The 24,586-nt window shown below is 39.2% G+C and carries 19 protein-coding genes and 1 riboswitch; of the genes, 8 read left to right on the top strand and 11 right to left on the bottom strand.

Annotation, left to right across the window (positions count from 1 at the left end; all coding sequences use genetic code 11):
- Positions 1 to 634 precede the first annotated feature (634 nt).
- Entirely contained in the window at positions 635 to 2,167 is a 1,533-nt protein-coding gene (locus tag RI844_RS13050) for a YifB family Mg chelatase-like AAA ATPase (protein ID WP_348395109.1), read from the top strand.
- 17 nt (positions 2,168 to 2,184) lie between these two features.
- Here RI844_RS13050 and ilvY read toward each other — a convergent pair whose 3' ends face one another.
- The gene (gene ilvY, locus RI844_RS13055; protein ID WP_348395110.1) at positions 2,185 to 3,069 is read right to left on the bottom strand and encodes an HTH-type transcriptional activator IlvY; all 885 of its coding nucleotides are present in this window, start codon (positions 3,067 to 3,069) and stop codon (positions 2,185 to 2,187) included.
- Between the two features lie 147 nt (positions 3,070 to 3,216).
- On the opposite strand from ilvY, the gene ilvC reads away from it, so the two are divergent.
- The 3 genes from ilvC to RI844_RS13070 all read left to right on the top strand — a co-directional run bounded on the left by ilvC (position 3,217) and on the right by RI844_RS13070 (position 10,562).
- The gene (gene ilvC, locus RI844_RS13060; protein ID WP_348395111.1) at positions 3,217 to 4,701 is read left to right on the top strand and encodes a ketol-acid reductoisomerase; all 1,485 of its coding nucleotides are present in this window, start codon (positions 3,217 to 3,219) and stop codon (positions 4,699 to 4,701) included.
- A 212-nt stretch (positions 4,702 to 4,913) separates the two neighbouring features.
- Positions 4,914 to 5,993, top strand: coding sequence for an asparaginase (locus RI844_RS13065; RefSeq protein WP_348395112.1), 1,080 nt, complete (start codon positions 4,914 to 4,916; stop codon positions 5,991 to 5,993).
- Positions 5,994 to 6,356: 363 nt separating this feature from the next.
- Positions 6,357 to 10,562, top strand: a complete 4,206-nt coding sequence (locus tag RI844_RS13070) for an alpha-1,6-glucosidase domain-containing protein (RefSeq protein ID WP_348395113.1) — start codon at positions 6,357 to 6,359, stop codon at positions 10,560 to 10,562.
- Between the two features lie 148 nt (positions 10,563 to 10,710).
- On the opposite strand, the gene RI844_RS13075 is transcribed toward RI844_RS13070, so the two are convergent.
- The gene (locus tag RI844_RS13075; protein ID WP_348395114.1) at positions 10,711 to 11,973 is read right to left on the bottom strand and encodes a glutamate-5-semialdehyde dehydrogenase; all 1,263 of its coding nucleotides are present in this window, start codon (positions 11,971 to 11,973) and stop codon (positions 10,711 to 10,713) included.
- Positions 11,974 to 12,019: 46 nt separating this feature from the next.
- Positions 12,020 to 13,129: a glutamate 5-kinase gene (proB, locus tag RI844_RS13080; protein WP_348395115.1), complete on the bottom strand. Its 1,110-nt coding sequence runs from the start codon at positions 13,127 to 13,129 to the stop codon at positions 12,020 to 12,022.
- 205 nt (positions 13,130 to 13,334) lie between these two features.
- Between proB and RI844_RS13085 the strand changes: the two genes are divergently transcribed.
- The gene (locus RI844_RS13085; RefSeq protein WP_348395116.1) at positions 13,335 to 14,576 is read left to right on the top strand and encodes a mechanosensitive ion channel family protein; all 1,242 of its coding nucleotides are present in this window, start codon (positions 13,335 to 13,337) and stop codon (positions 14,574 to 14,576) included.
- Positions 14,577 to 14,619: 43 nt separating this feature from the next.
- Here RI844_RS13085 and tesB read toward each other — a convergent pair whose 3' ends face one another.
- From tesB to RI844_RS13100, 3 genes are all read right to left on the bottom strand, one after another.
- Positions 14,620 to 15,477: an acyl-CoA thioesterase II gene (tesB, locus tag RI844_RS13090; RefSeq protein ID WP_348395117.1), complete on the bottom strand. Its 858-nt coding sequence runs from the start codon at positions 15,475 to 15,477 to the stop codon at positions 14,620 to 14,622.
- 154 nt (positions 15,478 to 15,631) lie between these two features.
- Positions 15,632 to 15,731: riboswitch (cyclic di-GMP riboswitch) on the top strand.
- A 145-nt stretch (positions 15,732 to 15,876) separates the two neighbouring features.
- Positions 15,877 to 16,332, bottom strand: coding sequence for a DUF523 domain-containing protein (locus RI844_RS13095; protein ID WP_348395118.1), 456 nt, complete (start codon positions 16,330 to 16,332; stop codon positions 15,877 to 15,879).
- Positions 16,325 to 18,079: a monovalent cation:proton antiporter-2 (CPA2) family protein gene (locus tag RI844_RS13100; RefSeq protein ID WP_348395119.1), complete on the bottom strand. Its 1,755-nt coding sequence runs from the start codon at positions 18,077 to 18,079 to the stop codon at positions 16,325 to 16,327. Before RI844_RS13100 ends, RI844_RS13095 begins: the two co-directional genes overlap by 8 nt.
- Before the next feature lie 129 nt (positions 18,080 to 18,208).
- On the opposite strand from RI844_RS13100, the gene RI844_RS13105 reads away from it, so the two are divergent.
- Positions 18,209 to 18,835 carry a peroxiredoxin-like family protein gene (locus RI844_RS13105; RefSeq protein WP_348395120.1) on the top strand — a complete coding sequence of 209 codons (627 nt, stop codon included), beginning with the start codon at positions 18,209 to 18,211 and terminating at the stop codon, positions 18,833 to 18,835.
- Positions 18,836 to 18,890: 55 nt separating this feature from the next.
- On the opposite strand, the gene RI844_RS13110 is transcribed toward RI844_RS13105, so the two are convergent.
- Positions 18,891 to 19,805: a permease gene (locus RI844_RS13110; RefSeq protein ID WP_348395121.1), complete on the bottom strand. Its 915-nt coding sequence runs from the start codon at positions 19,803 to 19,805 to the stop codon at positions 18,891 to 18,893.
- Positions 19,806 to 19,922: 117 nt separating this feature from the next.
- On the opposite strand from RI844_RS13110, the gene RI844_RS13115 reads away from it, so the two are divergent.
- Positions 19,923 to 20,213 carry an ArsR/SmtB family transcription factor gene (locus RI844_RS13115; RefSeq protein WP_348395122.1) on the top strand — a complete coding sequence of 97 codons (291 nt, stop codon included), beginning with the start codon at positions 19,923 to 19,925 and terminating at the stop codon, positions 20,211 to 20,213.
- A 32-nt stretch (positions 20,214 to 20,245) separates the two neighbouring features.
- Here RI844_RS13115 and deoA read toward each other — a convergent pair whose 3' ends face one another.
- A complete protein-coding gene (gene deoA / locus RI844_RS13120; protein ID WP_348395123.1) occupies positions 20,246 to 21,565 on the bottom strand; it encodes a thymidine phosphorylase in 1,320 nt (439 codons plus the stop codon).
- Between the two features lie 8 nt (positions 21,566 to 21,573).
- Complete coding sequence (locus RI844_RS13125; RefSeq protein WP_348395124.1) at positions 21,574 to 21,990, bottom strand: cytidine deaminase; 417 nt, start codon at positions 21,988 to 21,990, stop codon at positions 21,574 to 21,576.
- 192 nt (positions 21,991 to 22,182) lie between these two features.
- Here RI844_RS13125 and RI844_RS13130 point away from each other — a divergent pair, with 192 nt between their 5' ends.
- Positions 22,183 to 22,971: a hypothetical protein gene (locus tag RI844_RS13130; protein WP_348395125.1), complete on the top strand. Its 789-nt coding sequence runs from the start codon at positions 22,183 to 22,185 to the stop codon at positions 22,969 to 22,971.
- Positions 22,972 to 23,019: 48 nt separating this feature from the next.
- Here the strand turns inward: RI844_RS13130 and RI844_RS13135 are convergent, their stop codons facing one another.
- Positions 23,020 to 23,913: a spermidine synthase gene (locus tag RI844_RS13135; protein WP_348395126.1), complete on the bottom strand. Its 894-nt coding sequence runs from the start codon at positions 23,911 to 23,913 to the stop codon at positions 23,020 to 23,022.
- The gene (locus RI844_RS13140) at positions 23,888 to 24,520 is read right to left on the bottom strand and encodes a fused MFS/spermidine synthase (protein WP_348395127.1); all 633 of its coding nucleotides are present in this window, start codon (positions 24,518 to 24,520) and stop codon (positions 23,888 to 23,890) included. The genes RI844_RS13135 and RI844_RS13140 overlap by 26 nt, the downstream gene beginning before the upstream one ends.
- Positions 24,521 to 24,586: the final 66 nt, after the last annotated feature.

Below are 24,586 nucleotides of genomic sequence, written 5' to 3' on the forward strand. Positions count from 1 at the left end.
AATGAGTGTTGAGCCTGATCTTCAACGTTTATTTCTACAAAGTCGATACTTTAACTAAATTGACAACTCAGAAATTAACCAAATTGTCACAAAGTGCTGACACTTGCCTAAATAATGACTACACATCTCAATGAATGCACTGAGTTTAGCATAGCCACAGGCGGTACATTAAACCTTTAGTGTTATATATCTGTACTAAGATATAACGGTATTTATGCGCGAGCATTTTTTTGCAGCATAAACCTGCTGCGCGGTTGTCCGAATTTATTCGGACGATATAATAAAAAACCCCCCGGTTTTCTCAAAGCGGGGGGTTGATATTTGATTATTTAAACTAACTCAACGCCAAACCCGCAATGATTTATAAATCACTACGACAATATGGTTAATCAGAATCAGGTTAATTTTATTCATTATTTTTTGCTTTTTAATACGCTATTTTTGCAAGTCCCTAAGTTTTAACACAGCAATTGCAGCGCTACAAGCTTTTTGTTCGAATAATTACACTAATATTTATTCTTATTTACTGCATAACATTGCAAAACTGTATTTAAAAATTATTTTCACCTTATTTTTAAATGAAGACTAAACTTAAGTAACTAATGGAATAGTTATCAAACTAAATGGATTTAATATGACTCTCGCTTCTATATATACTCGCGCCCGAATTGGCCTTGAGTCTCCCCTTGTTTCAATTGAAATACATTTGAGTGCCGGTTTACCAGGTTTTCAAATTGTTGGTTTAGCGGAAACATCAGTTAAAGAATCAAAAAACCGGGTGCGAAGTGCAATTATTAATTGCGGCTTTGAATTCCCTTCGAAAAAAATCATTGTTAATTTAGCACCCGCCGATTTACCCAAAGAAGGCGGGCATTTTGATTTACCCATTGCCGTAGGAATTCTTGCCGCCTCAGATCAAATTCCTGGCAATGAACTAGATCACTATGAATTTGCCGGAGAGCTAGCGTTATCGGGAGAGCTCAGAGCAATTATCGGTGAAATACCGATCGCCATTGCCAGCAGAGATAGTAAGCGTACATTAGTACTACCTGAAGCCAACGCACAACTTGCAAGCAGAGTCGAGCAAGCAACAATTATCGCCATGCGGCACCTGGAACAATTGTTTCCACATTTTGCTCGTCAGCAACCATTGCCGTTAATAAGCTATGAAGCTCCTGAATCAACAAATGATGATCAGCATAAATCAATAAAAGATATCGCAGATGTAATGGGGCAGCCATTAGCAAAACGAGCGTTAGAACTAGCTGCTGCAGGCAGCCATAATTTACTATTTATAGGCCCTCCAGGGACCGGTAAAACCATGTTAGCAAGTAGATTGCCCGGCATACTCCCACCGATGACCACCAGTGAATCTCTTGAAACTGCAGCCATTCATTCTATTTGTACTACCGCAATTAACAATCAACATTGGTTGAAGCGCCCGTTTCGCGCTCCTCATCACACCGCCTCGTCAGCTGCGCTAGTTGGGGGTGGAAGCCAGCCTGTCCCCGGGGAAATATCACTTGCTCACAATGGCGTATTGTTTCTTGACGAATTGCCCGAATATGACAGGAAAGTTTTGGATGTTTTACGTGAGCCAATGGAGTCTGGTGAGGTAACGATATCAAGAGCCATGCATAAGACTACTTACCCAGCTAAATTCCAACTTGTTGCAGCAATGAATCCAAGCCCTACCGGATTTTATTTAGATAAACGCAGCACGCCTGAGCAAATATTACGTTACTTAAATAAGTTATCTGGCCCTTTTCTCGATCGTATTGATATTCAACTAGAAGTAAGTCGCTTACCGAAAGGCATGTGGAACAATAGCGAACACAATAATGAAACCAGCAGTACTATCAGAAGTAGAGTTCAAAACTGTCGCGAAATACAATTAGCCAGACAAGGAAAAGCAAATGCCTATTTAACCAGCCCTGAACTCAAACTGCATTGCTACTTAAATGACGCTGATTGTGAGTTTTTAGAGCTCGCCGTTGAAAAGCTAGGCCTGTCAACCAGAGCACATCACAAGTTATTAAAAATTGCCCGCACCATCGCTGATTTAAAAGCTGAACCGAAGATCAAACGTGAACACCTAATTGAAGCGTTGTCATATAGAGCAATGGACCGACTAATCCAGCACCTAACAGAGAGTATCTCTTGCTAGTGCCAGTATGAAAACTACTAACTTTCTAAAACAGTCGCCATAAATGCACTGATCACCGATTCATTCATACGTTTTTTCAAACAACAAATGCCAAGTTCAAATGGTTTCATTGCCGATGGCACAGTAAGTCTTTGTACTCGGTCTTTCACCGGGCTATTCTCTAATACAACTTCCGGCGCAACACCAACACCACAACCTAAAGCTACCATAGACACCAATGCTTCATGGCCAGAAACTGTGGCGTAAATATTAGGCTTGCCCTGGCCCTTTTGTCGATACCATTTTTCAAAGCGATTGCGAGCAGCACCATGCTCTGGCAATATTATCGGAATGTCATGCCAGTTAATTTGTCTTTGCTCAAGCTGCTGCTTCACTTTACAGTCTACTACGGGGGCAATAACCGATACCGGGATCTGTGCAATGGCATGAAAATAACAACTTTTTGCTAACGACTCAGGATGAGCTGCAATAGCAAAGTCTACTTGGCGGTCAATGACTTTACTCACCGCATCTTCGGCATTACCAGTTTCAAGCATGATTTCTATTTGTGGATACAAACGTCGAAAGCCATCTAATAATTGCGGCAAATGTGAGTAAGCCGCAGTTACTGAACAATAAATACTGAGTTTTCCGGTTAGCTGTGGTTGCTCAGCTAAGATATCGCCCTGAAACTCACGCCACTGCACCAGCTGTTGATTAGCATATTGCTCAAATTTAACCCCTGCTTTAGTTAAAATAACCGTACGATTATCTCGCTGTAATAACTTACAGCCAACCTCATCTTCAATACGTTGGATCATTCTTGATAACGTTGATGGACTCACATGATGTGCATGCGCAGTTTGGCCAAAATGCAGACTGCTCGCTAAATGGGCGAACACCTGAAAAGATTTTATATCCATATCCTTGCTATACCTAAGTTGGAGTTACATTGTTTCACATTATGCAACATAGTAATGCATATATATCACTTTAAGCAACCATCATGTTAGCGTAGTATTCAACCATCGCTACGATAAACACGTAGCACCAAAATTTAGGAGCGCCTCATGGCTAATTATTTCAATACATTAAGTTTACGCGAGCAATTATCGCAATTAGGCAAATGCCGTTTCATGCAACGTGACGAATTCAGCGATGGCTGTAATTTCATCAAAGGTTGGAATATCGTGATCGTAGGTTGTGGCGCACAAGGATTAAACCAAGGTTTAAACATGCGTGACTCAGGTTTGAATATTTCTTACGCATTACGTGATGCTGCTATTGCTGAGAAGCGTCAATCTTGGCAGTGGGCCACTGAAAACGGTTTTACTGTAGGCAACTACGAAGAATTAATTCCTCAAGCTGACTTAGTTTTAAACCTTACACCGGATAAACAGCATACTTCTGCGGTATCTGCGGTTATGCCATTAATGAAGCAAGGCTCAACGTTAGCTTATTCTCATGGTTTCAACATTGTTGAAGAAGGTATGCAAATTCGTAAAGACATTACTGTTGTAATGGTTGCACCTAAGTGTCCAGGTACGGAAGTACGTGAAGAATACAAACGTGGTTTTGGTGTACCAACATTAATTGCTGTTCATCCAGAAAACGATCCACAAGGTAATGGTTTTGCCATCGCTAAAGCTTATGCTTCAGCAACCGGTGGTGACCGTGCAGGTGTACTAGAGTCTTCGTTTATTGCTGAAGTTAAATCAGACTTAATGGGCGAGCAAACTATTCTATGTGGTATGTTGCAAACCGCTGCAGTTCTAGGACATCAACAACTAATTGCTCAAGGTATGGACGCAGCTTATGCTCGTAAATTGTTGCAATACGGTTTAGAAACTACAACTGAAGGCTTAAAGCACGGCGGTATCACTAACATGATGGACCGTTTATCAAACCCTGCAAAAGTTAAAGCGTTTGATATGGCTGAACAGTTAAAAGAAATTTTACGTCCATTATTTAACAAGCATATGGATGACATCATCGAAGGTGAATTCTCTGCAACTATGATGGCAGATTGGCATAACGATGACGCTAACCTATTAAAATGGCGTGCAGAAACAGCAGAAACTACATTTGAACAAGCTGCTGATTGTGATACTGAAATTACTGAACAAGAATACTACGACAAAGGAATTTTCGTTGTCGCTATGATCAAAGCCGGTGTTGAATTAGCGTTTGAAGCTATGGTTGCTGCCGGTATCATCGAAGAGTCTGCATATTACGAATCACTTCATGAAACGCCACTTATTGCGAACTGTATTGCTCGTAACAAGTTATATGAAATGAACGTAGTAATTTCTGATACTGCTGAGTACGGTAACTACTTATTTACACACGCTGCAGTACCTTTACTTGCTGATTTTGCTAAAAACCTAACTCTTGAAGAATTAGGTGAAGGCATTGCTTCTACATCGAATGGTGTTGATAACGTACGTTTAATCGAAGTAAATGATGCAATTCGCAACCACCCGGTTGAAATTGTAGGCAAAAAACTTCGTGGTTACATGACTGACATGAAACGTATTGTTGAAGCGAATCTGTAATAAGCAGTTAACTATTTAAAAGTTTACTCCTTGGCCTGCAGTTGTTGTTTTTTGACGCTGCAGGCAGTTTTTATTCCCCTCAAATTTAATTCTTTACAAAATATCTACTCTTATCTTTAGCTTGAACTCATACCAAGCCCAATAAAAAATTGATTTGCTCTATAATTCACTTAGAATGTGCGCCAAGCACGAATTAAAGTAAAGATATGCAAATGAACAATCCTATTAATAAAATTCTAGTGATCAACACTGGTGGCACGATCACCATGGCAGCAAAAGCGACAGGCGAATTGCAAGCCAGTAAAGGCGAAGTCCTTGTTGATCTTATTAAAGATTTAACCAGTGATTTATGTTCAACCATAGAAGTAAAACCATTAACGCTAGCCAACGGCGATGTGCTTGGCACCAGTGACTCTAGTGAAATTGGACCAAAGCATTGGGATGCGATGGCAAGCATGATCATTACTCTTAACGATGATTATGATGGTTTTGTTATTTTGCATGGCACCGATACTATGTCGTATACCGCTTCTGCGTTATCTTTTTGCTTGGCGCAAAATACCAAGCCTGTTGTTGTTACGGGTGCGCAAGTACCATTAAGCAAGCCAGGAAGTGACGGCTTACAAAACTTACGCTTAGCGCTTTATGTAGCAGACCAAGCTGGAAAATCGTTGTCACCTTTATCGGAAGTAATGATTTGTTTTGCCGGGCAATTACTGCGTGGCAATCGTTCGAGAAAATCGTCTACTCGTTCTGCTGTTGGCTTTTCGACTCCTAATGCACAAATATTAGGAGAGTTGTTTCCTGTACCAACCATATTTACTGAGCAACTTCGTCCATTGCCAAATAGCTACCCACCATTAAATACCAGCTCATTAGGCTTTAGCGATAAAGTATTGAGCATGAATTTAAACCCTGGATTCACCGGCGAATTATTATTAAAAATTATCATTGGTAGTGACATTGAAGGATTAGTATTGCGAGTATTTGGCAGTGGTACGGCACCCGATGATTTCAATTTGGCAAAGGTAGTCGCAGAGGCGCAGCAACAAACCAACAATCGCTTTAAATGTGCCATGATTGTGACCGATGTTTACAATGGCAGTTTAGATATTCACCGTTATGAAGCGGGTAAAAACTTGCGTTCTAAGTCTATTATTGATGGTAGAGATATGACACCCGAGGCGGCAAGTACCAAGCTAATGTGGGCATTAGGCAGTGAAGAGCGTCAACAACAGTTAGTGAAACTGTTAGGATCTGCGGTTTGTATGGAAATGACCGCGACTCGATAACCGGCTTAATCCCCACTTTTCGACAGTAGCGTTCGAATAAATGAGCCCTTCGGGGATACCGTCCGAATAAATTCGGACCAACCCATTTAATCTGGTTGATCTGAACTTACCTGCACGAGTATCGCTGTAAGGATTGCAAAAATTATTTAACGCGCGACTATCTTCGCTAAAAAGCTTCCTCTAGGAAGCTTTTTTTGTTTATAAAACATTATTTTATCGCTTTCGATTGTTGTAAATGAATACGTATGCAAAACCATCAAAATCAGCACTGTAACTTATGAATACGTATGTAAAAAACGTTAATTTGGATAAAAATAGACTAGGTTAGAAAGGTTAATAAAACAACAACAAAGGGTTTACCAAATGTTACCTACAACAATGAAAAAGCTGCTGATAGTAACCTCACTCTCCTGTGGTGTGCTTGCTTGTGACGGCTCTGATACAAATAATAATAATCCAACAGCAACATCTACCAACAACCAAGCACCAACGGTTGCCGAATTTACTGCATCGGTCGATCCGTCAGCTCCTTTGGTATACACCTATTCATGGTCAGTTTCCGACCCCGATGGTGATACTTTAACTTGTACATTAAATCCAGGTGATGGCCAACAAACACCAATAATTAATGATTGTGCTAATAATAATTCCATTGAAATTACTTATGAATCTGCAGGTGATTTCACCCCAAGTTTTCGTGCTAATGATAATGAAAATGCTTACGCTACGGCAGATATCGATATAAGTGTCTCTACAGGCATTGTTATGCCAGATCCGGTAATAGTTGCAAGTGCAAACCAATTGGTAGTTTTTTATAATCGCCCTGACAATACCTACACTGATTGGGTTTTGCATTTGTGGAACAATAGTGATTGTGAAGCATATGCTGATTTCGCCATAGATGGCGGAACTGATTGGAATACCGGTCAGGCACAAACAGGTATTGATCCTAATTATGGTGCTTACTGGGTCTTAGATCTAAAAGATAGTTATGGTGAATGTGCCAATTTTATTGTTCATAAGGGCGATGAAAAAGATTTAGGAGGTGGTGATCTTCGAGCTGACTTAACCGGCGAAAGAACATTTTGGACGCTATCAGGTAAAAGCTTCTTATACAATCAACCTACTTTGTTCCCTAAAGGTGCACAAATCGAAGATATTGCAGCTCATTGGGCAAACGTAAATACTATGTACTGGAATGTTCCAGCAGCAAACACTGCCAAGGTAAGAATTTACAGTTCTGCGTCTGATGACATGGGATTTGACAGTGCTGCAGGTATTGATGGTGATAATTACATCGAATACATGCCAGATATGTCAGAGACTCACCCAGCGACCACCTTGGGTATGCCTAGATACTCAGGACAAGCTGCCTTTACAACTAGCAACGCCAATGACACCAAAGCCAAGCAAATGCTTATGGGTAAATTATTAGCGATTGCTTATGACGTTACAGATAAACCTATTGCCGCAACTCATGTTCAAACACCACGCATTCTTGATGCGCTATATACCTCAGGAATGATGGATGCGGATGAAGCAGAGTTGGGCTTAGTGTACGATGGTAATGACATTATTAGTAATTTGTGGGCACCAACGGCTCAGAGCGTTATATTAAACGTTTTTAATGCTGATAAAATATTACAAACAAGCCACGAAATGAGCCTAAATACAGATACCGGTATTTGGTCATTCTCCGTGCCAAATACAGTTGATCGTTCTTTCTATCGTTTTGAGTTAACGCTATATCACCCACAAAACCACCGCTTTGAAACCGTACACGTTACTGACCCATATTCAGTGTCACTGTCAACCAATGGTATGTACTCACAATTTGTTAATTTAACCGACAGCGACTTAATGCCAACTGGTTGGGAAGAGCACATGATACCAACCGTTATGGATCCAGAAGATGCAATTATTTACGAAGGCCATATTCGCGACTTTAGTGTTCGAGATGCAAGTACCTCAGAAATAAACCGTGGTAAATATTTAGCCTTTACCGAAGAAAGCTCAGTTCCTGTTACGCATTTAAAATCTCTGGTTGCTGCTGGTTTAACGCATTTTCAAATGTTGCCAGCAAACGATATTGCCAGCATAAATGAAGACAGTTCAACTCGGGTAAACATTACCGATACCGTTGCAGATTTATGTGCACACAACAGCTCTGCACCTGTTTGTGGTGTTGAAGATAATGCCGCTACATTATTGTCAGTATTTGAAAGTTACGATGCCAACAGTAATGATGCACAAGCCTTATTACAAGCAATGCGTAAATTAGACAGCTTTAATTGGGGTTATGACCCAAAACATTACACCACCCCAGAGGGCAGCTATGCCTCTAACTCAGATGGTGCAACACGAATTTTAGAAATGCGCCAAATGAACCAAGCTCTACATGAAATGGGTTTACGCGTTGTGTTGGATGTTGTGTATAACCACACAAATTCCTCTGGTTTATTCGATGATTCAGTATTAGATAAAGTAGTACCTGGATATTACCATCGCCGTGATTTAGTAAGCGGAAATGTGATAACCGACACTTGTTGTCAAGATACCGCACCAGAGCACAAAATGATGGACAAGTTAATGTCTGATTCATTAATGACTTGGACCCAAGCTTATAAGTTTGACGGTTTCCGCTTTGATATCATGAGCAACAATTCAGTTGATTCAATTTTAAATGCTCGTGCAAGAGTACAAACAGTCGATGCTGATAACTACTTTTACGGTGAAGGTTGGACACGTGCAGACCAAGGTTATATCCAGGCCCAACAAAACAATATGGCCGGCACTGAAGTTGCAACCTTTAACGATCGCTCTCGCGACATTATTCGTGGTGGTGATTTATTTAATGGCTCTAGCAATTTAAATAATCTCGACATCATTCGTCTTGGCCTTGCTGGCACATTAGAAAACTACGAACTACAAGATAAAAACGGCATTAAAAAGCTGGGTAAAAATTTCTCTCAATCTGCCTATGCAAAAGACCCTGCCGATGTGATTAACTACGTTTCAAAACACGACAACGAAACCTTATGGGATCAGTTGCAATATGGTTTAGCCAGCGACATGTCGGTAAGCAACCGAGTTCGTGCGCAAAACATCGCCGCAACGTTACCATTAATCAGTCAAGGTATTCCATTCTTCCAACTTGGTGGTGATTTTATTCGCTCAAAGTCAATGGATCGTAATACTTACGATGCTGGTGATTGGTTTAACTATGTTGATTTCACCAAGTCTACCAACAACTGGAATGTAGGTTTGCCATTAGCCGAAGATAACAAAACCAAATGGGAAGATATTTCTGGTTTGATTAGCAATAGTGAATCAAGTGTACAAAGCAGTGATATTGAAATGGCCAGCATGGTGTTTAATGAATTTTTAAGCATTCGAAAAGCAAGCAAGCTATTTCGCTTAACCAGCGAAGCGGATGTCCTGCAACGTGTTGGTTTTCACAATACCGGGTCAAGCCAAACTCAAGGTTTGATTGTGATGAGCATCGACGATGGCTTAGGTTTGACTGATTTAGACGCTAATAACGACGCCATTGTGGTTATTGTTAATGGTTCGCCGCAAGAACAATCACATACTGTCGCAACTGCTGACGGTTTTGAGTTGCACGCTGTGCAACAAAATTCAGCCGACAGCACCGTGCAAATGGCTAGTTTTATCGCTGACATTGATTCAGGTACTTTTACTGTTCCAGCATTAACCACTGCGGTTTTTGTTAAACCTCAAGGTGATATGCAAAGCACGGGGTTAGCCGCTGATGCTACATCAAATCAACCAGACGTTGCCCCATATGGTGATGTTGTTGTGTACTTACGTGGTTCGATGAATAACTGGGGCAATGATGGTTTAACTGAAGCAGACAGTTTTGTCTATGAAGGCAATAATACTTATAGCTTAGACGTTACCTTAAGTGCAGGTCAGCAAACCTTTAAAATTGCCTCTAATGATTGGTCAGCGGTTAACTTAGGTTACAACGAAATGACTTACGCTGCAGATTCAGTAACAGTGTCAGATGATGGCGGTAACCTTACCTTTAACGTTGCATCCGACAGCTTATATACCTTTACCTTAGATGCCTCAACGACCACTCCGGTACTGGGCATTGTAGCTAAAAGTGAGACTGTTGATTGTACCGCACTCATTGACTCAGCCGATCCTGCACCGTTCACCATTGCCGGCAGTGGACAATTATATGTGCGCGGTTCGCACTCAGGTTGGAATGCAGAAGCCGATTACCAATTACACTACAAGGGTGATAATAAATACCAAGCCGTTGCAAACTTTGATGGTGAGTTCCAATTTAAACTGGCTTCTGATGATGGCAGTTGGACCACGCAATTATGGGCACAGGCTCCGGGGACTACTGACTTAAACGCTGAAAGCCTAGATCTTGGTGTAAGCTATGCAGTAGCTTATGATGATGGTGGTTTAGGTAATAATCAGGCTAACTTAGCTGCTGGACAATACAGTATATTATTGACGTTAAATTCAGAGAATCCAAGTAATGGGTTTGATATAGGCAGTATGATCATTCAGCAATGTCAAACTGAGTAATTAAGCATAAGAAATTATGCAGAAGATATGTTTCAGGCCATTCGTTAGAATGGCCTTTTATTATTCTCTGTAATTTAAGCAAAGTTTGCAGTAACAATTTATCGATAGTCGTCAATATTTCAATTATCGATAGAGCATACCCTTAATCTTATTTTCTTACCGCACCTTCACCAAACACAACAAACTTTTCTGTAGTTAAAGCTTCTAAGCCCATAGGTCCATAAGCATGCAGCTTGCTGGTAGATATACCAATTTCAGAGCCTAAACCCAGTTCGCCGCCGTCAGAAAATCTTGATGAAGCATTTACCATTACCACTGAAGAATTTATTCTGCGCACAAACTCATTAGCCCGAGAATAATCCTGAGTAACAATAACTTCAGTATGATCTGAGCTAAACTGTTGGATATGTGCAATCGCATGCTCATAATCACTCACTTGTTTTATCGCAATTTCTTGCGCTAAATATTCCGCATCATAATCATCATCTGTAGCTAAAATGGCGCCAGTAAATTTACCAAGGCTTTGCTCACACGCGTGTACTTTGACGCTAAATTCAGCCAAGGCGGTTGCTGCTATAGGTAAAAATTCCTCAGCAATATCTTGATGCACTAATAACGTTTCCAAAGAGTTACAAGCGCTTGGTCTTTGAGTTTTTCCATTGACCAAAATATTAACGGCTTTGTTGATATCTGCATACTTATCCACAAAAAGGTGACACACACCTTTGAAATGTTGAATAACTGGGATACGAGAATTATCACTTACATAACGAATTAACCCTTCGCCACCACGAGGAATAACCAAATCGATATCTTGATTCAAGGTTAATAATTTGGCAATTACATCTCGATCAGGGTCTGGCACTACACACACCATATCAGGCTGTAATGAGAACTCTTTTAATGTATCGTGCAGGATTGTGGCAATCGCTAAATTACTGTGTAAAGCCTCGCTCCCCCCTCTTAATATCACGCCATTACCTGACTTTAAGCAAAGTGCGGCGGCTTCCGCGGTAACATTTGGCCGCGCTTCATAAATCATCGCGATCACCCCTAGCGGGATACGCATTCTACCAACTTCAATTCCCGTTGGGCGATTAGTCATTGCTGAACGACTGCCTACTGGGTCTGGCAGGTTGACAATATCAATAATGGCATCGCTAATGCCCTGAATGCGCTCAGGAGTTAATAACAAACGGTCAAGCATGGCTGTGGATAAGCCTTTCGCTTCACCAGCGCTAATATCTTTGCTATTTTCAGCAATTATGGTGTTCTGCTCGGCAATGATATTGTTTGCCATTGCCGTTAATAACTTATTCTTTGTTTCACTATTCAATTGCGCCGCTTGCAAGGAAGCTTGTTTTGCTTTTTTGGCAAGACTGACAATATCGAACTTTGTATCATTACTCATAAATTTCTACTTACTTAATGTACTTACTTAATCACTTAAAATAGATTTAAGCATTAACTTCCAACAAAACTAAATCGTCTCGGTGAATAATTTCTTTACTTGGACAGTAACCTAAAATCTGATCGAAATCTGATGATTTCTTACCTTTAAGTTTAGCCAGATCTTGACTACTGTACTGACATATACCTTTTGCCAATACCCGCGTACCACAATGGGCGGTAATATTTACTGATTCGCCTTTGGCAAAATCGCCCCAAACTTCGGTAACGCCAGTAGCCAGTAGCGATGCTCCTTTGTTCAATAATGCATTAATCGCTCCTTCATCAATGACAATTGAACCATGGCTTTTCAAGGTATGTTTTAACCAATTCTTTTTTGCTTTTACCGCAGAGCTCTTGGCAATAAAACGAGTACCGGGGTTTTCATTTCGTAATAATTTATCAAAAACATCAGACTTGCTGCCATTTAAGATGTACGTTTCAATACCATGCTCAGTGGCTTTTTCTGCCGCTTGAATTTTAGTTTTCATACCGCCAGTAGCAATATGATTGGATGTACCACCTGCCATGTCATATAACGCATCATCAATGGTATCAATTTCACTAAAGAGTTTAGCATCTGGATTGGAGCGTGGATCGCAATCAAATACGCCATCAACATCACTTAAAATAAAGAAACAATCAGCATCGCTCACCATCGCAACTAATGCGGCTAAATTGTCGTTGTCACCCACTTTTAATTCTTGCGTTGCAACGGTGTCATTTTCATTAACGATCGGCAGAATGTTGTTCTCTAATAACATTCTTAAAGTGTTTTTAATATTGATATAACGCTTTCTGTCTTTTAAGTCACCATGAGTGATCAGTAGCTGTGAACAGGCGGTATCAAAAAAACGCTGCCAATTGGCCATCATTTGCATTTGACCTACTGAAGCCATTGCTTGTTTGGCTGCAATAGAGGGGTTGGGAGAGCCATGATGGATTAATTGACGACCGGCAGCAACACTGCCAGAAGAAACTAAAATAACTTCTTTGCCTCTGCTGTGGCATTCGGTAATAAAACGGGCAATAGCCAGTAAATATTTACCACTACAGCCCTTCCCATCAGGAGCAACTAAAGCGCTGCCTACCTTGATCACAACTCGTTTAAAATTCATTCCTCAACCCGTATATCTATTAGCTCCCCCTAAGAAAACAGATTGCGCCCTGAAGATCAAATAACTTTTTGAAAATGCGTAGATTAATTAACAATAAATTATAAAAAAACATGAAAAAATGCCGCTAAAGCTATTTTTATTGCCTAGCGCCACAATCAGCGCTAATCTGAACCATTATTAAATAGTTGTAAGATTACGAGAATATATGTCTGAATTGATCCAACAGTGGCTAACAATAAGCGGTATTAGTGAGTCTCTTATCCAACCAGTTTCGGCCATGATAGGCCTGATATTATTGCTGACTATTTGTTGGATTAGTTATTACATAACCAAACACCTAGTGCTTAAATTTGTGCATAAAATAGTCACTCGCACTACCAATGAATGGGATGATTTATTAATCTCACAAAAAGTGTTTGATCGCATATCCTGGTTAATCCCAGCAGTATTATTATTGGCTTTCATGCCATTTTTTATCAGTGCTAACCCACAGCTGGTTGATGCTTTAACAGTATTTGCCAAAATAGCCATAGCATTACAAGTAGCGCGTAGTTTAAGTTCATTATTAAATGTTGCGAATAATTTATTTCAAGAATCGAGTAAAGAAAAATACTTGCCGCTAAATGCCACCATTCAACTACTAAAGCTCGCCATCTACATAGTGGCAATAATACTAGCTATTTCAATACTTATTGATCGGTCACCAATTTATCTACTCAGCGGTTTGGGTGCTTTAACCGCCGTTTTATTATTAGTATTTCAAGATACCATTAAAGGTTTAGTCGCCAGTATTCAAATATCGGCCAACAAAATGGTCGCGCCAGGTGATTGGATTGAAATGCCGCAATACGGTGCCGATGGTGACGTGCTGGAAATAGCCTTGAATACCGTAAAAGTGCAAAATTGGGATAATACGGTTACGACCATTCCGACTTATGCGTTAATTAGTGAATCATTTAAAAACTGGCGCGGTATGTCCAGCTCAGGTGGAAGACGGATAAAACGCAGTATCAGTATCGACATTTCCAGTATTCACTTTTGTTCAGCTGAGTTAATGGAAAAACTGCAAAAATTTGAGTTTCTAAATGAATATTTGAATAGCAAAAATAATGATATTAGCGCATTTCATCAGCAAAAAGGTATTAACGACATTACCGATCCTAATAGCAGACGTTTAACTAATATTGGCACATTTAGGGCTTATATCTCCGCATATTTGCAGCAACATCCAAATGTGCATAACGATATGACTTGCATGGTTAGACAATTAAAACCCACTGAGATTGGGGTTGCGTTAGAATTATACTTTTTCAGTAATGATATTAATTGGGTAAATTATGAAGCTATTCAAGCTGATATTTTTGATCACTTATTTGCCATAGCACCACTGTTTGAATTAAGAATATTTCAAACTCCAACTGGCCATGATTGGCAAGCACGAGCGTGAGTCAGGCAAACACTAAAAATTCTGGCAGTATTTACTTAAATAACTAATACTGCCTAATCACGCCTTCTTGTGCGGTAGAAGCAACAAGCTGACCTTGTTGGTTATAAATTTTGCCACGTACCAAACCTCGACCACCGCTTGCTGAAGGGCTATCAATATCGTACAACAACCAATCGTCAAATCTAAAATCTCGATGGAACCACATAGAGTGATCAATGGTCGCTATTTGGAAGTCTTTAGACCAAACACTACGCCCGTGCGGGTGTACTGCAGTTGGTAAAAAATTATAGTCCGAAGCATACCCCAGAACGTATTTATGAATACGTAAATCATTGGGCAAGTCACCTTTAGCTTTCATCCAAATTTGATTTTTTGACGATGATTTTTTGGGATTTAACCAGTCGTATTCTTTCACTGGGCGAAACTCAATGGGTCGCTCAGCAAAAATAGTGCTGTGCATAGCAGCTGGAATTACATCCTTATGCTGTAATTGCAATTCCTGAATAGTGGCAAGACCTTCAGGACCAACAACAGCAGGCATATCATCTTGGTGCTCAAAACCAAGCTCTTCAATTTGAAATGATGCCGTTAAATTAAATATAGCTCTGCCATTTTGCATCGCCTGAACGCGTCTGGTACTAAAACTTTTACCATCGCGAGTAATTTCTACAATGTAGGTAACCGGCTTTTTTGCATCGCCTGGACGCAGAAAATAAGAGTGAAACGAGTGTAGTTGTCGCTCTTGCGCTAATGTTTGTTTAGCTGCCGACAGAGCTTGACCAATAACTTGACCACCGAAAAGTGCTTTAAAACCTAGATCCTGGCTTTGACCAATAAATAAGTTTTCATCTAATTTTTCTAACTCTAATAGGCCTAAAAGCTCATTCAAAACTTTACTCATTAACTTTCCTAATCATTTTAAAACCTATTCAGTATGCCATGATAAAGCCATAAGCCCCTATAAATAAACGAAAACAACCTAAAATCCGATTAAATTTATGTTAAAAGGTTTACAGAAACGTTAATTTGACTATAATCACTGTTAGGGCTACTTAGCTCGTCCAAGGCAAACCTAGTGAAAACTAGGGACGCAAAGTTACCGGTCTAAAGATATTTTTGTTGTTTAAAAATATTTATGACAGCGGGACTGCCGACTAAGATATTGCGGGGGCTTATCTTTATTTGCAATCCTTGTTACGATCGATTCTTTGCGTGCCTTGTCTTATCTTCCTTATTTTATTCTCAGCTTCCTTGCTTTAAATTCAAATTTACACCAATTCCATTAATTATCTGCTCATTTTTACTGTTCTGTATAATCTCTAATTAATTGCTCAAGGGTAAGCTCACTATAGACAGCAATACCATGTTCACTAAGTAATTTAGCGGTTACGCCTTGGCCATCAACTTTAGTGCCATTAAAGTGACCGTTATATATTTGACTGCTGCCACATGAAGGACTGTATTCTTTTAAAAGTGCGAATTTAATTTGCTGTTTTTGGCATAGCTCAAGAGCATAACTGGCCCCTCGTTGAAATTGCTCTGTTACATCAACAGCAAACTCATCGATAACTTTACTGCCCACTTGTTCTGCCCGAGCTCTAGGTACAGGTAAACCACCAGACATTTCAGGGCAAATAACAACTAAGCAACCTTGTTGCTGCCAAGTGGTTATTTGCGGGTCAACCAGTACTTTAGTTTGGCCATCATACCTAACTTTATTGCCTAAAAAGCAGCTACTGATTAATATTTTATTCATCATGATCTCGTTTAAACAGGGTTTCCAGTTCAGCTCGACCTTGATGACTTATTTTTATTAACTCTTTCATATCAAATTTATTATTCGCCAGATAAGACTTTTCAAGCATTTCTTCATCATGGGCTTTAAACACTTTAACCATATGCTCGGCTTTAGCTTGATCAAAGCCATATTCTTCGAGCAAAATTTTTGCCGCAACAAGACTACTGTCAAACATTTCTCGCACATTAGTATCTACCCCAATATCTCGATACTTGAGTACACTTAAGCGACTTTTAGCACGGGCAATTATTTTAATATGAGGGAAATGCTGTTTAACCGTTTTTGCGATATCAAAGCCATGTTTATCAGAATCGGCGGCAATAAACATAATACGAACATGCTCAACCCCTGCAGCTTTTAGTAGCTTCAAATTAGTGGCATCACCAAAAAATACCTTATTGCCAAATTGCTTTAAAAATTCAATGTGCTCAGCATTATTGTCAAGCGCAGTAAAATGAATATTATTAGCAGTTAAAATTCGACCCGCAATTTGACCAAAGCGGCCAAAGCCGGCAATTATAACTTCCGGTTCAAGTACGTCTGATTCAGTGTCATATTCAGGAACTTGTGTTTTACGCTGCTGTAATTTTTCATATAAAATCACCAAGGGTGATGTTAATGCCATTGAGATACCAACAATCAGGGTTGCTTTGCCTGCTAAGTCTCCAGGTAATAAAGAATCGGTAACAGCAACGTTAAATATAACAAAGGCAAATTCACCGCCTTGAGACAACATTAGCGCCAGTCTTAAGGGATGAGTATGGGGTTGATTGTTAAACCTTAATAAACCATAAATAATGGCACTTTTAATAGCAATTAAAGCTAAGCTTGCACCAATGATCATTACCGGTTGAGCAATCAGTAAATCCAGTTCTAAATTCATTCCAATAGCGATAAAGAATAAGCCAAGCAACAACCCTTTAAATGGGGCTATCTCAACTTCCAATTGGTGTCGAAAGCTAGAGTTAGCCAGTAATACCCCGGCAAGAAAAGCTCCTAGCCCCATCGATAAACCAACTAACTGCATAACCAATGCAGTGGCAATCACAATTAATAGCACTGCCGCAGTCATTACTTCAGAACTGCCATAACGGGACATAATTCTTAACAAAGGGTTGACCAAATATCTGCCAGAAATTAGCACACCAATAATAACTAAAATACTAATATACCAGGCTGGATCATTGGGATTACTAGAACCCGACAAAGTAGCCACTAACAGCAATATAGGGATCACAGCTAAATCTTGCATCAGTAAAATTGAGAAGCCTTTTTGCCCTAAAGGTGTGGTAAGTAAGCGTTTTTCTTCCATCAATTGAATTGCAAAAGCGGTTGACGACAAACCGAACGCTAAACCGAGAACGAGGGAAATTTTCCAATCAAAAGAAAGCAGCAATAAAATTGCCGTGATCGCTAACGCACAAAATAGTAACTGCCCACCACCAATAAATATGATTTGATTGCGCATTCTCATCAACTTATCGGGATCTAATTCTAAACCGATAACAAACAATAAAAATACCACGCCCAATTCAGCAAAGTGCAGTATTTGTACAGGATCATTAATTAAGCCTAATACAGATGGGCCGATAATTAAGCCAGCAGCCAGATAGCCTAAAATAGCCCCGAGCTTAAAACGAGTGAAAATGGGAACTGCAATAACAGCAGCGCTTAGAAAGATAACACCAGAGGTGAGGGCGCTCATCAGAAATCCTGTTTATGAATGAATTATATAGCTACATGTATAATATATTATTTTAAAGAAATGTTTTTCAATAATCCTAGGTCTATCAAAATAATACCATTTAAAATTAATTTATATAGAGAGTGTAACGTGCAAAAAATATTAACATTTATAGCATTACTAAGCATTAGTCTGAACGTGCTAGCAAAACCGATTGCTGAAACTCAAGATTTGGTTTCACCTTTACTACCTGGGCAATCAGTACCTAGCACCATAACTACAACGATTAACAATGAAAAAGTTGATTTAGTTAAGTTAATAAAAGGCAAACCAACGGTACTCTTTTTTTATCGTGGCGGTTGGTGCCCATTTTGTAATGTACAAATGGGGCAACTACAAGCAATTGAGGGTGATTTAAAAAAACTCGGTTTTCAGTTAATAGGTATTTCAACTGACTCACCAAATGATTTGCAAAAAAGTATTAACAATAAAAAGCTCAGTTACCAGCTTTTTTCTGATTACAACAGTACCGTTAGCCAAACGTTCGGTTTAGCTTTTTATGCCTCACAAGAAGTCACTGATCGCTATTTAGCTAAAATGAACTTGCAAAACCCTTTGCAAAAGAATGCTGCTGGCGACGAACGCTTAGTACTGCCAGCCCCGGCAGTGTATGTAATCGACGCGAAAGGCTTGATACAGTTCCAATATGTTAACCCAAATTATAAAACCCGCTTAGCGCCAGAATTATTATTACACGCAGCAAAACTCGCTAAATAAACAAAGCTACAGGCTCAAGAGTCTGTAGCTTTTCCTTTATACGAATCAAAGGTTATTAGAAAATGTACGAATAAAGGTAACCCGCGCCAACTGCCATAGATAGAATTACCGTTAAAAATGCTATAACCATTTCATTCTTGAAAATAGATTTAAGTAAGACTACTTCCGTTAAACTAGCTCCTGCACTACCAATGATTAACGCCATTACCGCACCAAGTCCCATACCTTTCGCTGCTAATGCTGCACTAAGAGGAATAACAGCTTCAGCTCTTATGTATAAAGGAATACCAATTACCGCTGCAATAGGAACTGCAAATGGATTTTCTTCACTCGCAACATTGGCAACAAACTCTGTTGGCATAAAACCATATATAAATGAGCCAAGAGCAATACCACCAATCAGATAAGGTAAAACCTTTTTAAAGTCACTCCAGGTACTGTTCCAAATGCGAGTCCATTTGCTTACTGGGTTACCATTTTTTCCACAACTACTTGCGCAGCTACTAGCTTCTGGCTCAAAGTATGCCTCAGGTTTAATGTATTTCTCAAACCCAAGTTTCTCTAATAAGTAACCAGCAGCAACAGACACTCCCATTGCAATGGCAAAATAAAATGCAGTCACTTTTAAACCAAAGGTTATCGAAAATAAACCAATGATAATTGGGTTCAGCAATGGACTTGCAAATAGGAAGACCATCATAGTACCAAAACCCGCCTTTGCTCTTAGTAAACCTTTTAAAAAAGGAATTGTTGAACATGAGCAAAATGGCGTGATAGACCCTAATAACCCAGCAATGACATAGCCTTTGCCGTTTTTACTGCTTAATATTTTTTGAATTTTTCTAGGTGGAATATATTCCTGTAAAACTCCGACAATATAACTAATTAGTAAAAATAGTATGGTTAATTCAATTGCTAAAAAAGCAAACATGTTAAAGGTATCGAGTACCATTTGTTGTGTAATAGACATAATTCAAATCTCTACATTTCTAGATTTGTCGAATTATATAGAAAAAACTTTCCCCGTCAACATATTTCTAGTAATATCGAATTATCTATTATATTGTGATTAATTAAAGAGAGCGTTATGGATATTGAAATTATAGCTAAAGCTTTAAAAGAGCTAGGCCACCCAACTCGGTTAGCTATTTTTAAACGTTTAGTCAAATCAGGTGAGCAAGGAGTTGCTGTTGGTGTAGTGCAGGAAGAACTAAAAGTGCCAGGTTCTACATTATCGCACCACATTTCTGGCTTGGCTTCAGCTGGTTTAATCAAACAACGACGAGAAGGAAGAGTACTTTATTGTGTTGTTGAATATGAAAAGCTCTTATCTGTTATTGCCTTCCTTCAAGACGAATGCTGTATTGATGAACAATAAAAGAAGGCTGCATTGCTGAACAGGAAAGTTAATCATCTCGGTAAAATATGCTCATATATTATCGGAGTGCTCATGTTAACCTCATTGCTGATTTGAACCGAATTTAAGTAACTGTTTTTAGCTGCAGCCATACTTTCATTTGAATCTGCGTGAACTCTTCCGATAACATCACCAGCGTTAACCTTATTGCCCACATGAATGATTTGATCAAAGCCGACACTATGATCTATTTCTTGTTCATTTGATAATCGCCCTCCACCTAAAGTAACTACGGCCATTCCAATATCACGAGTTTGCATAGCACTAATAACACCACTTGTTGGTGCTTTGATATCTTCAATAACGTTAGCTACTGGCATGTATTTATCGGGTACTGAAAATAAATCATTCGGCCCGCCCATCAGGGCAATCATTTTGGCGAAGACTTCTGCCGCCTGGCCGTTCGATAGAACATTACTTACAAGTTGTGTAGCGTCTTGTTTATTTTTAGCTAGCCCTGCATCAATCAACATTGCACAAGCTAACGCATTCACGACTTCGTGCAGTCTAGGCTCTTGATACTCACCACTTAAATAATCCAACGTTTCTTTGATTTCAAGAGCGTTACCTGCGCTATTTCCCAGCACTTGATTCATGTCAGTAATTATTGCCTGGGTTTTAACTCCTGCACCATTGGCTACATCAACAATGCTTTGTGCCAACTCTTTTGCTGCTTTCATCTCTGTCATCATGGCACCATTTCCTACTTTAACGTCCATAACTAACGCATTTAAACCAGCAGATAACTTTTTCGATAAAATGGAAGCAGTAATTAACGGTACTGATTCAACCGTCGCAGTAATATCGCGAATTGAATATAAGCGTTTATCGGCGGGGGCAATATTGCTAGTTTGGCCAATAATTGCCATACCGACATCTTTTACTATACGTTTAAACTCTTCCTTGTTTGGCTGTACATTAAAACCAGCAATACTTTCTAATTTGTCTACCGTACCGCCAGTATGACCTAATCCTCGTCCAGAAATCATCGGGACATAGGCGCCATTCGCGGCAACGATTGCCGCCAACATAAAGCTTACTTTATCGCCAACACCACCAGTTGAGTGCTTATCTACAATTGGCCCATCAAGATCAGGCCAATGCAGCACATCACCAGAATTCATCATTTGTTGTGTTAAGGCGACGGTTTCATCAACGTTCATCCCCTGTTGCACAATTGCCATTGCCATAGCCCCTACTTGGGCATCATTAAAGCTACCATCGACCAAGCCAGTCACAAAGCCTTGAATTTCAACTGCAGATAGCGCTTTTCCATCACGTTTTTGACGAATAATTTCCTGTGGAATAATCATAGTATTCTCTACACTAAATCTTTAGGGGTAAAAGCGTCGGGCAATAACTGCTTAACGGTCCAGCTTATTTGTTGCTCAAGGTGATTAACGACTGTAACTACAGCAGATTGCTCTAAGAATTCAGCAATAACTTGTCTACATGCACCACAAGGTGGGGTTAACTTTTCTTGCTCGGTATAAATGACTAAAGTCTGAAACTCTTGCTCGCCATTGATAATCGCTTGCGCAATACAATTTCGTTCAGCGCAAACAGTTAATCCATAAGAGGCATTTTCAACATTACAGCCACTAACAATGTTGCCAGCTTTTGTTAAGGCTGCAGCACCAACAAAAAAATTACTATAGGGAGCATAGGCATTGTTATATGCCTTTTTCGCGGCCAGTTTAAGGGCACTAATTTTTAGTGTTTGCTGTACCTTCGGCAATAGATATCCTTAGTTAAATTAATTTATTATCAACAAGTTTAGCAAAAGATAAATTCCTCACATTACAGGTTTACATTTAATTATCAAACTAAAACATTGTTAGCCTATTATCATCATAAAAGCACAACTATACTTAAGCTGAGTAAATTAAAAAAATAACATTCAATAGACCTAATAATTCTGGGAAAAGCAATGAGAAGAGCGTTAGTAATATTATCTTCATTTATTTTCATCGCTGCGACAGCGCTATTTTTGATGTCCGATTTTTTTCCCAAAAAAACAGATAAAACTACAGAAGAACAAGTGTCTCGGCCAACACCTTCAAAGAATAATACAGACCCCAAGACCAAAGAGAACATAACTAACGACACTAGTGAAATTGCTGTTAATGATGCTACAACTACCAACCAATCAGCTAAAGTGAAAACAGATATTGCTAAGGTTTTGGCGGAGCAAAAAATTAGTTACCTCCGTCATAGTCATTACTTTAACAATCAAAGAAATATCTTTGCTTTAAGTAATCGTAGTGAAGAAGAGAAGGCCGTAGATGCATTACAATTTAACCCTTATTGGGGCTTGGAAGCTGATTTTGCCAACTTAAAAAGCGCCCACAAAGGTCAGGGTGCTGCACTGGATAAAGCCAGTGAAGTACGCTTTAGAGATAGCGCTGAATCATCCGCTATGATGATCAACATCATTGGGTTAATTCCACTCACCGACAAATCATCATTTTTTGCCAAAGTGGGGGTGAACAACTGGGAAATAGAAGAAAGCCAAGCAAACGAATTAAGTGCTAACCAACGTCCTGTTTATGGCCAACCTGGAATGAACTCTGATTTAGACGGTGGTACTGATATGTTTTATGGCATTGGTTTTAAATATGACTATGACAGTTTTATTTTAAAATCGGAGATGCAAGTATTTGAAATCAATGGTGAAGAGCATGAAGTATTTACTATTGGTGGTGATTTTAAGTTCTAGCTATTTACTCAAAAGGTTTCAGCATAGGGAGCAATAATGCTCCCTTTGTTATAACAGGTTAGCCGGAGAATATTGATCGGTTAATACTTTATATTCTTCTGCCGGTAGTTTCTCTATTTCCAAAAATGCCAGCATGTTCATAAGTTTAATATTGTAGTCTGCTAACCTTGGCTCTAATTTTATCAGTCGCTGAGACAACTCAGCATTAGATGGTTTTATTTTTGGGATCATAATCACTCGATTTCCCTGATTGTAGCCTTTTTGTAGCGAGTAAAAATCACCAAATACCGCATGGTATGTAGCCGTTTCATGATGATAAAGCTTACTGCTAGAAAAAGTATTGGCAACCAGTACACCGTCATCAGCAAGCAAGCTTTGAGTTTCTTCTAAAAATTCTTTGGTTAACAAATGTTCGGGAATATATTCACCATTAAATGCATCTAGAATTATCAGATCATATTGCTGCTTTTTACGCTTTGCCCGTTTAATAAAAATTCGACCATCTTGGGCATGACTTTTAACGTTATCGGTTGTTTTAAAATCAAAATACTGCAAGGCAACTCGTATTACTGCCGGATCAATTTCAACATTATCAATCACAATTTCTGGGAATAACTCTAACAGGCTATTTGATAGTGTGCCGCCACCCAACCCAATAATAAGCACCCTTTTAGGTGATGGGTTAAATAACAACGAAGACATTACATATTTGGTGTAATCAAATACTAACGCTTTGGGTTTGCTTTTATCTATGCATGATTGACTGCTTTTATTGCGTTTAACTGAAAACTTTAAACAGCGAATATCACCTTTATCTTCAACAATAATGTTGCGGTATAAAGAACGCTCTTCTTTAATAACCTTAGCTTGCAGACTAAAAGGCAATACAAATATTATTGCCAATAATCCTAATAACTTATGATTGAATTTGCATATGTGCATCTTTAAATTCCATTTTGTATAAACAAATAGCCAAGGTTCCTAACACCATTAACAGCAAACAAAAACTTAAAATTATCGTGTTTACTTCAAACCAAAGTACTAAATAAAACGATGTCGCTAACGTGCCCAGAGCAGAGCCAAGAGTAGAGACAAAATACAACATTCCCGCAACATGACCACTTTCCGCTTGGCTAGTAACTAAAAGGCGTACAGAGTAGGGCGAAATCATCCCCAATATAATTGTTGGTATAAAAAACAACAGCATAGAGGCAACTAAAGAGCCATAACGGCTATCTTCAATATTATCAAAAACGAATTCCAGCATAGGCGTGGCAAAATAAGCTAATGGTAATAATGTCAGGCCAGCAAACAAAAATATTGAGCCATAGCGCTGCAATGAAGGATTAGATAACGATAACCGTCCACCAAGTAAATAACCAAACGATAGTGACAGCATAAATACGGTAATGATACTGCCCCATACATGTACGCTTGAACCAAAATAAGGGGCTAAAATTCGGCCACCAAGTAACTCAATGCCCATGATAGAAAAACCACTACTAAAGGCGAGTAAGTAAATAAAATAGTTATGAAAAGTTCTATTCATAGCACTGCAAATTAAACAAGTTATCTGTCTAATTTAACAGTACGATATAGGGCAGGCAAGGTTAAA

This window comes from Thalassotalea fonticola (assembly GCF_032911225.1).
In the GTDB taxonomy this organism is placed as follows: Bacteria; Pseudomonadota; Gammaproteobacteria; order Enterobacterales; family Alteromonadaceae; genus Thalassotalea_A; species Thalassotalea_A fonticola.